The organism is Paraburkholderia terricola (assembly GCF_900142195.1).
Taxonomy (GTDB): domain Bacteria; phylum Pseudomonadota; class Gammaproteobacteria; order Burkholderiales; family Burkholderiaceae; genus Paraburkholderia; species Paraburkholderia terricola.
Genome location: NZ_FRAB01000007.1, coordinates 175,405 through 189,207, shown reverse-complemented (window position 1 = coordinate 189,207; position 13,803 = coordinate 175,405). Strand labels below are relative to the sequence as shown.

General features: G+C 64.5%; 13 protein-coding genes. 3 read left to right on the top strand and 10 right to left on the bottom strand.

Annotation, left to right across the window (positions count from 1 at the left end):
- Nucleotides 1–4 precede the first annotated feature (4 nt).
- From BUE39_RS08780 to BUE39_RS08745, 8 genes are all read right to left on the bottom strand, one after another.
- Nucleotides 5–907 (bottom strand): M48 family metallopeptidase, encoded by a 903-nt coding sequence (locus tag BUE39_RS08780; protein WP_073428255.1) that lies wholly within the window; start codon nt 905–907, stop codon nt 5–7.
- Between the two features lie 44 nt (nt 908–951).
- A complete protein-coding gene (locus BUE39_RS08775) occupies nt 952–1,710 on the bottom strand; it encodes a lysophospholipid acyltransferase family protein (protein WP_073428254.1) in 759 nt (252 codons plus the stop codon).
- A 40-nt stretch (nt 1,711–1,750) separates the two neighbouring features.
- Nucleotides 1,751–2,305, bottom strand: a complete 555-nt coding sequence (gene gmhB, locus BUE39_RS08770) for a D-glycero-beta-D-manno-heptose 1,7-bisphosphate 7-phosphatase (protein ID WP_073428253.1) — start codon at nt 2,303–2,305, stop codon at nt 1,751–1,753.
- A gap of 10 nt (nt 2,306–2,315) precedes the next feature.
- Nucleotides 2,316–4,415, bottom strand: coding sequence for a glycine--tRNA ligase subunit beta (gene glyS / locus BUE39_RS08765; protein ID WP_073428252.1), 2,100 nt, complete (start codon nt 4,413–4,415; stop codon nt 2,316–2,318).
- 15 nt (nt 4,416–4,430) lie between these two features.
- Nucleotides 4,431–5,438: a glycine--tRNA ligase subunit alpha gene (gene glyQ, locus BUE39_RS08760; protein ID WP_073428304.1), complete on the bottom strand. Its 1,008-nt coding sequence runs from the start codon at nt 5,436–5,438 to the stop codon at nt 4,431–4,433.
- A gap of 136 nt (nt 5,439–5,574) precedes the next feature.
- Nucleotides 5,575–7,185, bottom strand: coding sequence for an FMN-binding glutamate synthase family protein (locus BUE39_RS08755; protein WP_073428251.1), 1,611 nt, complete (start codon nt 7,183–7,185; stop codon nt 5,575–5,577).
- A gap of 226 nt (nt 7,186–7,411) precedes the next feature.
- Nucleotides 7,412–8,581 carry a tRNA 2-thiouridine(34) synthase MnmA gene (gene mnmA, locus BUE39_RS08750; RefSeq protein ID WP_073428250.1) on the bottom strand — a complete coding sequence of 390 codons (1,170 nt, stop codon included), beginning with the start codon at nt 8,579–8,581 and terminating at the stop codon, nt 7,412–7,414.
- A 57-nt stretch (nt 8,582–8,638) separates the two neighbouring features.
- The gene (locus BUE39_RS08745; RefSeq protein WP_073428249.1) at nt 8,639–9,121 is read right to left on the bottom strand and encodes an NUDIX hydrolase; all 483 of its coding nucleotides are present in this window, start codon (nt 9,119–9,121) and stop codon (nt 8,639–8,641) included.
- A 300-nt stretch (nt 9,122–9,421) separates the two neighbouring features.
- On the opposite strand from BUE39_RS08745, the gene BUE39_RS08740 reads away from it, so the two are divergent.
- From BUE39_RS08740 to BUE39_RS08730, 3 genes are read left to right on the top strand one after another with little or no spacing between them, the layout of a single operon-like run.
- On the top strand, nt 9,422–10,564 hold the full coding sequence (locus BUE39_RS08740) for a Re/Si-specific NAD(P)(+) transhydrogenase subunit alpha (RefSeq protein ID WP_073428248.1): 1,143 nt from the start codon (nt 9,422–9,424) through the stop codon (nt 10,562–10,564).
- Nucleotides 10,565–10,589: 25 nt separating this feature from the next.
- Entirely contained in the window at nt 10,590–10,919 is a 330-nt protein-coding gene (locus BUE39_RS08735) for an NAD(P) transhydrogenase subunit alpha part 2 (protein ID WP_073428247.1), read from the top strand.
- Nucleotides 10,919–12,373 (top strand): NAD(P)(+) transhydrogenase (Re/Si-specific) subunit beta, encoded by a 1,455-nt coding sequence (locus BUE39_RS08730; RefSeq protein ID WP_073428246.1) that lies wholly within the window; start codon nt 10,919–10,921, stop codon nt 12,371–12,373. The genes BUE39_RS08735 and BUE39_RS08730 overlap by 1 nt, the downstream gene beginning before the upstream one ends.
- Nucleotides 12,374–12,419: 46 nt before the next feature.
- Here the strand turns inward: BUE39_RS08730 and BUE39_RS08725 are convergent, their stop codons facing one another.
- Nucleotides 12,420–13,160: a helix-turn-helix transcriptional regulator gene (locus tag BUE39_RS08725; RefSeq protein WP_073428245.1), complete on the bottom strand. Its 741-nt coding sequence runs from the start codon at nt 13,158–13,160 to the stop codon at nt 12,420–12,422.
- A gap of 143 nt (nt 13,161–13,303) precedes the next feature.
- On the bottom strand, nt 13,304–13,687 hold the full coding sequence (locus tag BUE39_RS08720) for a VOC family protein (RefSeq protein WP_073428244.1): 384 nt from the start codon (nt 13,685–13,687) through the stop codon (nt 13,304–13,306).
- Nucleotides 13,688–13,803: the final 116 nt, after the last annotated feature.

Here is a 13,803-nt window from a genome sequence, read left to right as displayed (position 1 = left end):
CGCATCAAAGCGTCGGCAGCAATTCCGGCGGATGCGACTTCAACGTCTGCCGCGCTTCGCGGAACTCCGGAAAAATCGACTCGACCGTTTGCCAGAAGCGCGGACTGTGATTCATCTCACGCAAATGCGCGAGTTCGTGCGCGACGACGTAATCGATGATCGAAAGCGGAAAATGGATCAGCCGCCAGTTCAGGCGAATCTTGCCGTCGCTCGAACAACTGCCCCAGCGCGTGGCCGCCGACGAGAGCGCATAGGCGCGATAGTTCACGCCCAGCTTCTCCGCGTAAATCGCCAGACGCTCGCCGAACACGCGCTTCGCTTCGCCTTGCAGCCAGCCTTGCACGCGGTCCTTGATCTGCTGCGGATCCGCTTGTAGCGGCAACGGCAGTTGCAGCGCCGCATCGTCCGCGCTGAACGCGAGCGTGCCTTGCGGCGAACCGAGTGTCACGCGCACCGGCTGGCCGAGATACGGCACTTGCGCGCCGTCTTTCCAATCGACCTTCGGCAACGCGCGCTGCTCCACACGCGTTTGCCATTCGATTAGCTTCGTGAAAATCCACCGCTGCTTCTCGGTGATCGCGGTTTCGATATCGGCGAGCGTGACCCAGCGTGGTGCGGTGATCGTGAGACCGGTGCTGTCGATTGCAAAACCAATCGAGCGGCGCGCGGAACGCTTGAGCGCGTAATGGAGCGTGCGTGAGCCGAGCGCGAGGCTGCGCAATTTGCTGCCGTCCGGCGCGAGCGGCACGGCCGGTTGCTGGCCGCCTTGCGAGCCCGTTGAAGAGCCGGGCGCAGGCGCGGATGGTGACGGTGACGACGACGTCGATCCCGGCTCGGCAAAAAGCGGGAGATCGAGCTGCCGGTTATCGAGCGCCGCAGCGGCTTGCGGCGTAGGAGACTTCTGCATCGGATTAGGCTTCGCGCAAATACGCCTTCGAGGGCGTGGGCGCGTCAGATTGGTGCGGCGGCGGAACTGCTTTCCGCCGCGCGGTACGCGGTTGGATCGATGCGACGCATTTCAGCTTCGATCCACTTTTCGACGCGCGTGTTCACTTCGTCGGGCGTGAGCCCCGTCGTCTCAATCGGCTTGCCGATCGACACTGTGACTATACCCGCATATTTGAGAAACGAGTTGCGAGGCCACACGCGTCCGGCGTTGTGCGCGATCGGCACGACGGGTGCGCCGGTGGCGATCGCAAAACGCGCACCGCCGGTTTTGTATTTGCCCTGCTTGCCGGTCGGCGTGCGCGTGCCTTCCGGAAACATGATGACCCATGCGCCTTCGGCCATGCGCGCCTTGCCTTGCCTGATGACCGACTCGAACGCGTACTTGCCTTCCTTGCGGTCGATGTGAACCATCTTCAGCATGCCGAGCGCCCAGCCGAAGAACGGCACGTACAGCAGCTCGCGCTTGAACACATAGCACAGCGGCCGCGGCATCAACGCCGGAAACGCCAGCGTTTCCCATGCGGATTGATGCTTGGACAGCAGCACGGCGGGACCGTCGGGCAGGTTCTCATAGCCTTCGATCCTGTAGCGGATGCCGTTCAGCCAACGCACCGTGTTGAGCGTGGCGCGGCACCAGCCGGCCGCCATCCAGTAGCGGTGGTCGGCGCGCATGAACGGGAACGCGATGAAGCACGCGGTTGCGTACGGCACCGTGAACAGAACGAAGTAGATCAGCAGCAGGAAAGAACGAATGAAGCGCATCGGCGTGGTCGGTGAGGGTTGGGGACGCGCGTGGCGCGCGTCACTCTTGAGCGTCGGCGAGAAAGTCGAGCACGAACGCGCGCAGATCGTCGTGGACGCGCGTGCCTTCGGGCAGGCCGCCGGCCGCGAGCGTCTTACGGCCCTTGCCGGTCAGCACCAGATGAATCGGGCAGCCGAGCGCGGCGCCCGCTTGCAGATCGCGCAGCGAATCGCCGACCGTGGGCGTATGTTCCGGATCGACGTCGAAGCGCTCGATGATCATCTGCAGCATGCCCGGCTTCGGCTTGCGGCACTCGCAGTGGTCGTCCGCCGTGTGCGGGCAGAAGAACACCGCGTCGATGCGCCCGCCGACCGCCGCCGCCATGCGATGCATTTTCAGATGCATCGCGTTGAGCGCGTTCATGTCGAAGAGCCCGCGGCCGATGCCGGACTGGTTGGTCGCAACCGCGACGCGATAACCGGCCTGGCTCAGCCGCGCGATGGCTTCGAGCGAGCCGGGCAGCGCGACCCATTCGTCGGGCGACTTGATGAACGCGTCGGAGTCGGCGTTGATCACGCCGTCGCGGTCGAGGATCACCACTTTTTTGGTCGGCATGGCGCGGGGCTCAGGCGGCGAGTCGGGAAATGTCGGCGACGCAATTCATCTGCTGATGCAGCGCGCCGAGCAAGGCCAGACGATTGGCGCGCAGCGCGGCATCCTCGGCGTTCACCATCACGTCGTTGAAGAACGTGTCGACCGATTCGCGCAACGCGGCGAGCGCGGTTAGCGCGCCCGTGTAGTCGCGTGCGGCAAGCTGCGATTGCACGCGCGGCGCGACCTGTTCGAGCTGCGCATGCAGGGCTTTTTCCGCCGACTCGACGAGCAGCGCGGCCTGCACGCCGCCGTTCGTCGCGCCTTCCGACTTCTTCAGGATGTTGGAAATGCGCTTGTTGGCCGCGGCGAGCGATGCTGCTTCGGCGAGTGCCGCGAATTCGCGCACCGCATCCAGACGCGCGACGATGTCGTCGAGACGCGTGGGATCGAGCGCCAGCACCGCGTCGATTTCGCCTGGCGCGTAGCCGCGTTCGCGCAGCAGACCGCGCAGGCGGTCCATGCAGAATTCGTAGATCGCCTGCGTGGAATCGGCGACGTTCGGCACCGCGGCGAATTGCGCGTAAGCGGTGCGCAGCAGTTCGATCACGTCGACCGGCAGTTGCTTCTCGATCAGGATGCGCAGCACGCCGAGCGCGTGACGGCGCAGCGCGAACGGATCTTTTTCGCCGGTGGGTTGCAGGCCGATGCCCCAGATGCCGACCAGCGTTTCGAGCTTGTCGGCCAGCGCGACGACGGTGCCGGTTGCGGTGGCCGGCAATGCGTCGCCGGAGAAGCGCGGCTGATAGTGTTCCGAGCACGCGAGCGCGACTTCTTCCGGCTCGCCGTCGTGGCGCGCGTAGTACGTGCCCATCGTGCCTTGGAGCTCAGGGAATTCGCCCACCATGTCGGTGATCAGGTCGGCCTTTGCGAGACGCGCGGCGCGCATGGCGAGCGCCACGTCCGCGCCGATCAACCCGGCGATCGCGCCGGCCAGCGCTTCGACGCGCTCGACGCGTTGCAGCGCCGAACCCAGCTTGTTGTGATACACGACGTTCGCGAGCAGCGGCACGCGCTCGGCGAGCGGCTTCTTCTTGTCCTGCTCGAAGAAGAATTTCGCGTCGGCCAGGCGCGGCCGCACCACACGCTCGTTACCTTCGACGATATCGCCTGGCGTGGCCGTTTCGATGTTCGACACGATCAGGAAGCGCGAGCGCAGCTTGCCGTTCGCATCCGTGAGCGCGAAGTATTTCTGGTTCGTCTGCATCGTCAGGATCAGGCATTCCTGCGGCACTTGCAGGAACTCGTCCTCGAAACGGCAGGCGTAGACCACCGGCCATTCGACCAGCGACGTCACTTCATCCAGCAGCGCTTCGGGCATCACCACCTGGTCGCCGTCGGCTTGCGCGAGCAGGTGCGTGCGGATGGTTTCCTTGCGGTCGGAGAAATTGGCGACCACGCGGCCTTTGTGCATCAGCGTGTCGGCATAGGCGTCCGCGTGCTGGATCTGCACGAAGCCTTCGGATAGGAAGCGATGACCGAGCGTGGTGTCGTCGGCGTCGATGCCGAGCGCGCTGACCGGCACGATCCGCTCGCCGTGCAGTGCGGTGAGACGATGCGCGGGACGCACGAACTGCACATTGGTGCCGTCCGGGCGCTGATACGTCATGAACCTCGGAATCGGCAGCTTGCCGAGCGTTTCGTCGAGCGCGCTTTGCAGTCCTTCGGCGAGCGTGGCGCCCGGCGCCGCGTAACGCAGGAAGAAGGCCTCCGCCTTGCCGTCTTGCGCGCGCTCCAGGTCGCTCACCGAAAAATCGGGGAAGCCGAGCGCGGCGAGTTTCTTGGCAAGCGGCGCGGCGGGTTGGCCGTCTTTGTCCAATGCGACGGAAACCGGCAGCACTTTTTCGCGCACGTGTTTTTCCGGCGCGACCGCACGCACGTTTTTAATCGTGACGGCGAGACGGCGCGGCGTTGCGTAGCGTTCGAACGACAGGTCGCCTTCGATCAGGTCGCGCGCCGCGAGGCGCTGCGCAATGCCTTCGGCGAAGGCCTCGCCGAGACGCGCGAGCGCCTTGGGCGGCAGTTCTTCGGTTAGCAGCTCGACGAGCAGGGTAGCTTGGTGGGGATGAGTCATTTCTTGGTGTTCTCGTCAGTCCTGGTCGATCTTGCGTTCGACTTTCAGCGGCGGCGCCCAGGCGGGCATCGCGGCATCTTGCGCGTCGGTGGTAAGGCCGGGCACGCCGTGCACCGGATTGCCGAGCATCGGGAAGCCGAGCTTTTCGCGCGAATCGTAGTAAGCCTGCGCGACCAGCTTCGATAGCGCACGAATGCGGCCGATATACGCCGCGCGCTCCGTGACGGAAATGGCGCCGCGCGCGTCGAGCAGATTGAAGGTGTGACCGGCCTTCAGCACCAGTTCGTAGGCGGGCAGCGCGATTTGCGCCTCGATCATGCGCCTCGCTTCCGCCTCGTAGCTGTTGAAGATCGAGAACAGCAACTCGACGTTCGCATGCTCGAAGTTATACGTGGACTGTTCGACTTCGTTCTGGTGGTACACGTCGCCGTAGGTCAGGCGGCGGATTTCGGGGCCGTTCGGACCTTGTTCTTCCCACTCGGTCCAGACGAGGTCGTAGACGTTCTCGACCTTCTGCAAGTACATGGCGAGGCGTTCGAGACCGTAGGTGATTTCGCCGAGCACCGGCTTGCAATCGAGACCGCCCACTTGCTGGAAGTAGGTGAACTGCGTCACTTCCATGCCGTTCAGCCACACTTCCCAGCCGAGGCCCCATGCGCCGAGCGTGGGGTTTTCCCAATCGTCCTCGACGAAACGCACGTCGTTCTGCTTCAGGTCGAAGCCGAGCGCTTCGAGCGAGCCGAGGTACAGATCGAGGATATTTTCGGGCGCCGGCTTGAGCACCACCTGGTACTGGTAGTAATGCTGAAGGCGGTTCGGGTTCTCGCCGTAGCGGCCGTCTTTCGGACGGCGCGACGGTTGCACATAGGCTGCGCGCCACGGTTCCGGGCCGACCGCGCGCAGAAACGTATGAACGTGGGACGTGCCCGCGCCGACTTCCATGTCGATCGGCTGGAGCAATGCGCAACCCTGCTTGTCCCAGTAGGACTGCATTGTCAGGATGATTTGCTGAAACGTGAGCATGAAGTGCCTTTCGGGCATGGGGTCGCGCCGCGAGCGCCGAAGCGCGCGAGGCGACCGTGGAGCGAAGTGCTAAACCTTGGATTTTAACGGAAAGGGGAGGGGGGTGTCCGTTTTGCGGGGTCGGACGGAATCCGACTCAAGCCACCGCCAACCCCACCTTCGGCGCAAACGAATCGCTTTGCGCCACCGGCCACCACTTCTCATACAGCGAATAGCGATAGGTGCCGTTCAGCAGATCGTTCGGCTCCAGATACTTCAACAACTCCGACATCAACCGCACCTCATGCGACGACACCCGTCGCACGAGGTGATGCGCGCGCAATTCCGCCGGATGCTTCAAGCCCGCCGCCTGAATGATTTCCTTCAGCGCATGCAGCGTGTTGTGATGGAAGCTGAACACGCGGTCGGCCTTATCCGGCACGACGAGCGCACGCTGGCGCACCGGGTCCTGGGTCGCGACGCCGGTCGGACAGCGCCCGGTGTGGCAGGTCTGCGCCTGAATGCAGCCGACCGCGAACATGAAGCCGCGCGCCGCGTTCACCCAGTCGGCGCCGATCGCCAGCGTCCGCGTGATGTCGAACGCGGTGATCATCTTGCCGCTCGCGCCGATGCGGATGCGTTGCCGCAAGCCGATGCCGACCAGCGTGTTGTGCACGAGCAGCAGCCCTTCCTGCAACGGCACGCCCACGTGGTCGGTGAATTCCAGCGGCGCCGCGCCCGTGCCGCCTTCCGCGCCGTCCACGACGATGAAGTCCGGCAAGATTCCCGTCTCCAGCATCGCCTTCGCAATGCCGAAGAATTCCCACGGATGGCCGATGCACAGCTTGAAGCCGGTCGGCTTGCCGCCGGACAGCGTGCGCAAGCGGTCGACGAATTCGAGCAGGCCGCGCGGCGTCGAGAACTCCGAATGCGTGGCGGGCGAAATGCAATCGCGGCCCATCGGCACGCCGCGCGTTTCGGCGATTTCGGGCGTGATCTTGGCGGCCGGCAGCACGCCGCCGTGACCGGGCTTCGCGCCTTGCGAGAGCTTCACTTCGATCATCTTCACTTGCGGCTCGGCGGCCTGCCTGGCGAATTTCTCCGCGCTGAAGGAGCCGTCGTCGTTGCGGCAGCCGAAGTAGCCCGAAGCGATTTCCCAGATGATGTCGCCGCCATGCTCGCGGTGATACCTGGACATCGAGCCTTCGCCCGTGTCGTGCGCGAAGTTGCCTTTCTTCGCGCCGAGGTTCAGCGCCATGATCGCGTTCGCGGACAGCGAGCCGAAGCTCATCGCGGAGACGTTGAAGATCGACATCGAGTAAGGCTGCGCGCGCTCGCTTCCCACGACGATGCGAAAGTCGTGGCTATCCAGCCTGGTCGGCGCGAGCGAATGACTGATCCATTCGTGCGCGACGGCCTTGACGTCGAGTTCGGTGCCGTAGGGGCGGCTGTCGACGTCGTTCTTCGCGCGCTGGTAGACGATGCTGCGCTGAGCGCGCGAGAACGGCTTCTCGTCGGTATCGTTCTCGACGAAATACTGGCGGATTTCCGGGCGGATGAATTCGAACAGAAAGCGCAAGTGTCCCCACAACGGATAGTTGCGCAGAATCGCGTGGCGCTGCTGCGCCAGGTCGAATACCCCGAGCGCGACGAGCGCCGCCGGCACGATGAGCCAGAACCACGCAATGCGGTGCGTTGCGGCGAGCGCCGCGCAAACGGCGAGCAGCACGGCTGCGCACCACATGGCCAGATAACGCCGAGAAAACATGGAGACTCCGGTGCAGTGAGGATCGTCGGCGCGGATTGCGCCGGCGGAATCCGCCCACGAGTGAAAACGAACGACTGCTTCTTATGGTGAAGCTGGCTGCGACTTGAAGATGCAACGCACGCGTGGAGCGCGCAGTGTCGAATCAGAAGACGCGGTGTGAACTTGAAGCGTGAAGGTAAAACGCGTGCGGCGATGACGAACCTTGCCGCACGGTGCAACGCGGCGCCTAGCGAGCGGTCAGCAGCGCGGCCGTTTGCGGCTGACGCGCCGTCGGCTGCCCGGTCACCGCGTGTTCGATGATGCCGCCGCCGAGACACACGTCGCCATCGTAGAGCACCGCCGATTGCCCCGGTGTGACAGCCCATTGCGCAGTGTCGAAGTTCAGCTCGAAGAGGCCTTCGCCGGGGTTTGCCGCGCTTGCACCCGCGCTTGCCGCCGCACCGAACGTGCAGCGCGCATCCGCTTGCCGGTAACGGGTTTTCGCGCCGCACGCGAAGCCGTCCGCGGGCGGCTCCCCCGCGACCCAGCTCGTATTGCCTGCAGTGAGCGTATGGCTGAGCAGCCACGGATGATCGTGGCCCTGCGCGACGTACAGCGTGTTCGACGGAATGTCCTTGCCGGCGACGAACCACGGCTCGCCGCTGCCGTCCTTGCTGCCGCCGAGGCCGATGCCCTTGCGCTGGCCGAACGTGTAGAACGCGAGGCCGATGTGTTCGCCGACCACTTTGCCGTCGGTGGTTTTCATCGGGCCCGGCCTGGTCGGCAGATAGCGATTCAGAAAATCGCGGAACGGCCGTTCGCCGATGAAGCAGATGCCCGTCGAATCTTTTTTCTTCGCGTTCGGCAGGGCGATCTGTTCGGCGATCTCCCGCACCTTGGTCTTGGGAATCTCGCCCAACGGAAACAGCGTCTTCGATAACTGCGCCTGATTCAGCCGATGCAGGAAGTACGACTGATCCTTCGTATGGTCGAACGCCTTCAGCAATTCGAAGCGGCCGTTGTTCTCACGCACGCGTGCGTAGTGGCCGGTCGCGATGGTTTCCGCGCCGAGCGACATTGCATGGTCGAGAAAGGCCTTGAACTTGATTTCGGCATTGCACAGCACGTCCGGATTCGGCGTGCGGCCGGCCGAATATTCGCGCAGGAATTCGGCGAACACGCGGTCCTTGTATTCGGACGCGAAGTTGACCGCTTCGACGTCGATGCCGATCAGGTCCGCCACCGACACGACGTCGATCCAGTCCTGCCGCGTCGAGCAGTATTCGCTGTCGTCGTCGTCTTCCCAGTTTTTCATGAACAGGCCGACCACGTCGTAGCCCTGTTCCTTCAGCAGCCATGCGGTCACCGACGAATCGACGCCGCCCGACATGCCTACTACGACTTTCTGCTTGCTCATAAGATGCTCACTGGGTACTGCGTGACTTCATTGATCGTGGGTTGGCCGCTCGTCAGCCTACGGCCGTTTTTGCGCGACCGAATGCGTATGCACGAAGTCGAGCGGGAAACGCCGGCCCGCGAGGTAGTCGTCGAGGCATTGCATGACGAGCGGCGTGCGATGCCGTTCGGCGCAGGCGCGCAATTCGTCGGCGCTCATCCATAGCGTGCGGGCGATGTCGGGATCGAGCGCGCACTCCGCGTTCGGTTCGCCGCCCGTGCCGCAATAGGTGAAGCGCAGATACGTCACCCCCTCGCTGCCGGGCCGCTCGAAATGCGTCATGTACATGCCGACCAGCGCTTCGGGTTCGAAGGGATGGGCGGTCTCCTCGAGCGTTTCGCGGATCACCGCTTGCAGAAGCGTTTCACCCGCCTCCAGATGGCCGGCGGGCTGATTCAGGCGCAGGCCGTCGGCGGTATTTTCCTCGACCATGAGAAAGCGCCCGTCGCGCTCGACGATGGCCGCGACGGTCACGTGCGGCAACCAGGTTTCCGGTTTCATGGCTGCGCATTTTACCGTTTATGGGCGGGGGCTGCCGGAATGCGGGCGACCGGCTGGGCGACCGGCTGCGGGCGACGGCTCGCCTTGGCTGGCGGCAGGCGCATGGGCCCGAGAGCCGGGGATTGCGTACGCAGCGGCTGCGATGTGCAAGCCGCCCGGCCGGCCGGGCGCCCCCGGATTGTCCCCGATTTCTGCGCACCCCCGTGTTTCGGTTAAAGTGAGGCGTTAGCCGTTGCACTCGTAAGCCGGCGTGCCTCGTCGGCGATCTGTCGTAAAACAGGAAGTCGAGGAGGAACAACGATGCACATCGGAGTGCCAGCCGAGACGCGCGCGCACGAAACCCGCGTCGCCGCGACGCCCGAAACGGTCAAGAAGTACGTGGCCCAGGGCCATCGGGTCACCATCCAGAGCGGCGCCGGTTCCGGCGCGAGCTTTCCTGACGATGCCTTCACAGCCGCCGGCGCCGAAATCGCCGACGCGGCCACGGCGTTCGGCGCCGATCTCGTCCTCAAGGTGCAGTCTCCAACCGATGCCGAACTGCCGCTCCTCAAGCGCGGCGCGACGCTGATCGGCATGCTCGATCCGTTCAACGCCGAAAACGCGTTGAAACTCGCGGCAGCCGGCGTCACCGCCTTCGCGCTCGAAGCCGCGCCGCGCACCACGCGCGCGCAGAGCCTCGACGTGTTGTCGTCACAGGCGAACATCGCGGGATATAAGGCGGTGCTGCTGGCGGCCACGCTTTATCCGCGCTTCATGCCGATGTTGATGACCGCCGCGGGCACCGTGAAAGCGGCGCGCGTGCTGATTCTCGGCGCGGGCGTGGCGGGCTTGCAGGCGATCGCGACCGCCAAGCGCCTGGGCGCGGTGATCGAGGCGTCCGACGTGCGTCCGGCGGTGAAGGAGCAGATCGAATCGCTCGGCGCCAAGTTTCTCGACGTGCCCTATGAAACCGACGAGGAGCGCGAAGCCGCGCAGGGCGTCGGCGGTTATGCGCGGCCGATGCCGCCGTCGTGGCTGCAACGGCAATCTGCGCTCGTTCATGAGCGCGCGAAACAGGCCGACGTGGTGATCGCCACCGCGCTGATTCCTGGCCGCGCCGCGCCGACGCTGATCTCAGTGGAAACGGTGCAGGCGATGAAACCCGGCTCGGTGCTGATCGACCTGGCGGCGGGCCGCGGCGCGGAGTACGAAGGCCGGCGCGGCGGCAACTGTCCGCTCACCGAGGCGGACCAGGTCGTGAGCAAACACGGCGTGACGATCGTCGGCTATACGAACCTGGCCTCGATGGTGCCCGCCGACGCGTCGTCTTTATACGCACGCAACCTGCTCGACTTCCTCAAGCTGATTATCACGACGGAAGGCGCCCTGAACATCGATCTCGCGGACGATATCGTCGCGGCCACGTTGCTGGCCCGCGACGGCGAAGTCACGCGCAAGACATAAAACGAATTCACCAGGAGAAACGGCGATGGAAGTGCTCAACCACACCGTCATCAATCTGATCATTTTCGTGCTGGCGATTTACGTCGGCTACCACGTGGTCTGGAATGTCACGCCCGCGTTGCACACGCCGCTGATGGCCGTGACCAACGCGATCTCGGCGATCGTGATCGTCGGCGCGATGCTCGCAACCGGCCTCACGCTCGGCGCGCCCGGCAAGTTCTTCGGCACGCTCGCCGTCGCGCTCGCGGCGGTCAACGTGTTCGGCGGCTTTCTCGTGACGCGGCGAATGCTGGAGATGTTCCGCAAGAAAGAGCCGAAGAAACTCATCGCGGACAAGACCAAGGGGAACGCGTAATGAGCCTGAACCTCGTCACGCTGCTTTATCTGGTCGCGTCGGTCTGCTTCATTCAGGCGCTCAAGGGGCTGTCCAATCCGAAGACGGCGCGCATCGGCAATACCTTCGGCATGGTCGGGATGGCGATCGCGATCCTCACCACCATCGCGCTGATCGCCAAACAGGCCACCACGCTCGGCTCGAATCTGGGCCTCGGGCTCGGCTTGCTGCTGGTTGCGTTGGTGATCGGCGGCGCGGTCGGCGCGTTCGTCGCGGCGCGCGTCGAGATGACCAAGATGCCGGAACTGGTCGCGGCGATGCACTCGCTGATCGGTCTTGCCGCTGTCTGCATCGCGTATGCGGTGGTGTCGGAGCCCTCGGCGTTCGGCTTGATCGATCCCGAGAACCCGGTGCCGGGCTTTCTGCCGTATGGCAATCGCGTCGAGCTATTCATCGGCACGTTCGTCGGCGCGATTACGTTCTCCGGATCGGTGATCGCGTTCGGCAAGCTGTCGGGCAAGTACAAGTTCCGGCTGTTCCAGGGCGCGCCGGTGGTGTACGGCGGTCAGCATCTGATCAACCTCATGCTCGCGATCGGGATGCTCGGCTTCGGCGTGATCTTTTTCCTCACGCAGTCGTGGCTGCCGTTCATCATCATGACGATCATCGCGTTCGTGCTCGGCGTGTTGATCATCATCCCGATCGGCGGCGCGGATATGCCGGTGGTGGTGTCCATGCTCAATTCGTACTCGGGCTGGGCGGCGGCGGGCATCGGCTTCTCGCTGAACAATCCGATGCTGATCATCGCGGGCTCGCTGGTCGGCTCGTCGGGTGCGATCCTGTCGTACATCATGTGCCGCGCGATGAACCGCTCGTTCTTCAATGTGATTCTCGGCGGCTTCGGCAACGAGCCGGGTGCGGCGGCGGCGGGCGGCGCGGCGGAGCAGCGTCCGGTGAAATCGGGTTCGGCCGACGATGCGTCGTTCATGCTCGGCAACGCGGAAACGGTGGTGATCGTGCCGGGTTACGGTCTCGCGGTGGCGCGCGCGCAGCATGCGTTGAAGGAGCTGACCGACAAACTGGTCGAGAAGGGCATCGAGGTGAAGTACGCGATTCACCCGGTGGCCGGACGGATGCCGGGTCACATGAACGTGTTGCTCGCCGAAGCCGAAGTGCCTTACGACATGGTGTTCGAGATGGACGACATCAACGGCGAGTTCGGTCAGGTGGACGTGGTGCTGGTGCTCGGCGCGAACGACGTGGTGAATCCGGCGGCGAAGAACGACCCGAAGTCGCCGATTGCGGGCATGCCGATCATCGAGGCGTACAAGGCGCGCACCGTGATCGTCAACAAGCGTTCGATGGCGGCGGGCTACGCCGGTCTCGACAACGATCTCTTCTACATGGACAAGACGATGATGGTGTTCGGCGACGCGAAGAAGGTGATCGAGGATATGGTGAAGGCGGTCGAATAAGCACGCGTTGGCGATTCGCGGCTTGCCTCGCGGCGGGCCGCGATTTCTACTTCGGCTTCGCGTTCACATGCCGCAACAGGTCCGCGAGCCGCCTGCCTTCCTGATCCGGATAGGGTTCGCGCATCTGAAGATCCCGGATCTTCTCCAGCCCGAAATTGCGGAAGTCGCCGCGCAATTCACACCACGCGCCGAGGGTCCAGCGTGCGCCCCAATAGGCGAGCGCGAGCGGCCAGACGCGGCGCTCGGTCGCCGCGCCGTTCACGTCGGTATAGGCAAAGCTCACCACATGTCTTGCATCGATCGCGCGATGCAGCGCGTCCAGTTGCGCGGAGAAATCGCTCTTGATGTGAAACGACGGCGCGAAGATCGCGAGGCGTTCGAGCGTCGCGCGCTTGTCGGCGGGCATTGCCGAGGCGATCTTCGCGAGCGCCCCGCGCGCGCCGCTCGCAAAGCCGGCGCCGCCCCACGATTCGAGCATCCGCGCGCCGGCTGCGAGCGCGGCCAGTTCGTCGGCGGTGAAGGTGAGCGGCGGCAGACTCGCCGCGCGGCTCAACCGGTAGCCGATGCCGGCTTCGCCTTCGATCGGCACCCCCGACAGTTGCAGATCGCGCACGTCGCGATAGACGGTGCGCAGTGAGATGTTTAGCCAGTCGGCGAGTTGTTGCGCGGTGGTCAGGCGCCGTCCGCGCAGCAGTTCGGCGATCTGGAACAGGCGGTCGGCGCGGCGCGTCATCGTGGGCGTCTTGTAGAAAAGGACGGGAACAGTTCCGCGATGATAGCGCCGCATGCCGCGCTCCGGTTTGCGTTTTGGTCTGCGCTACGCTCAGCCGTTGCGCGGCGCTTGCGCGGGCCTTGGACGGTGCCATGACGTTGCCGTGCAGGCTGTGCACGTTGTACGTGAGCGCTGCGCCGCGCCGCGTCGTGTCGCCGTTAACCGTTGGTCCGCGAATGCAGGCCGAGGCGGTTGCCTTCCGTATCCGTGAAAAACGCAATGTAGCCGATGTCCTGCGGCAGCTTGATCACCGGTCCGTCGGTCTTGCCGCCGGCCTGCTCGACACGGGCGAGCGTGGCGTCGACGGTCGGCTGCGCGTTCAGATAGACGAGCACGCCGTCGCCGGTGGGCGTCATCGACGGACTGTGGACGATCGCGCCGCCCGTCGCCGGTTCTTCATAGCCGAAGACCGCGATCGGCTGGCCGCCGATTTCCTGGCGATTCAGTTCGACGTCGAGCGCGGCTTCGTAAAAGCGAACGGCGCGATCGAAGTCGATCGACGGAATCTCGAACCATGCAACAACTTTGGATGATGCGGACATGACATTCTCCTGTGACGGGCGGGTAAGCCGGGTAAAGCGCCGGATGGCGTGAGGAGAAGTGTGCGGGGGTGCTGCTGACAGCGTGGTGTCAGTAGGGTGTGCCGCGACGCGGGTTG

Excerpts from the sequence above, each read along its gene's own strand:
- BUE39_RS08780 (WP_073428255.1), bottom strand. The coding sequence starts at position 907 with ATGCAGAAGTCTCCTACGCCGCAAGCCGCTGCGGCGCTCGATAACCGG.
- BUE39_RS08775 (WP_073428254.1), bottom strand. The coding sequence starts at position 1,710 with ATGCGCTTCATTCGTTCTTTCCTGCTGCTGATCTACTTCGTTCTGTTC.
- gmhB (WP_073428253.1), bottom strand. The coding sequence starts at position 2,305 with ATGCCGACCAAAAAAGTGGTGATCCTCGACCGCGACGGCGTGATCAAC.
- glyS (WP_073428252.1), bottom strand. The coding sequence starts at position 4,415 with ATGACTCATCCCCACCAAGCTACCCTGCTCGTCGAGCTGCTAACCGAA.
- glyQ (WP_073428304.1), bottom strand. The coding sequence starts at position 5,438 with ATGCTCACGTTTCAGCAAATCATCCTGACAATGCAGTCCTACTGGGAC.
- BUE39_RS08755 (WP_073428251.1), bottom strand. The coding sequence starts at position 7,185 with ATGTTTTCTCGGCGTTATCTGGCCATGTGGTGCGCAGCCGTGCTGCTC.
- mnmA (WP_073428250.1), bottom strand. The coding sequence starts at position 8,581 with ATGAGCAAGCAGAAAGTCGTAGTAGGCATGTCGGGCGGCGTCGATTCG.
- BUE39_RS08745 (WP_073428249.1), bottom strand. The coding sequence starts at position 9,121 with ATGAAACCGGAAACCTGGTTGCCGCACGTGACCGTCGCGGCCATCGTC.
- BUE39_RS08740 (WP_073428248.1), top strand. The coding sequence starts at position 9,422 with ATGCACATCGGAGTGCCAGCCGAGACGCGCGCGCACGAAACCCGCGTC.
- BUE39_RS08735 (WP_073428247.1), top strand. The coding sequence starts at position 10,590 with ATGGAAGTGCTCAACCACACCGTCATCAATCTGATCATTTTCGTGCTG.
- BUE39_RS08730 (WP_073428246.1), top strand. The coding sequence starts at position 10,919 with ATGAGCCTGAACCTCGTCACGCTGCTTTATCTGGTCGCGTCGGTCTGC.
- BUE39_RS08725 (WP_073428245.1), bottom strand. The coding sequence starts at position 13,160 with ATGCGGCGCTATCATCGCGGAACTGTTCCCGTCCTTTTCTACAAGACG.
- BUE39_RS08720 (WP_073428244.1), bottom strand. The coding sequence starts at position 13,687 with ATGTCCGCATCATCCAAAGTTGTTGCATGGTTCGAGATTCCGTCGATC.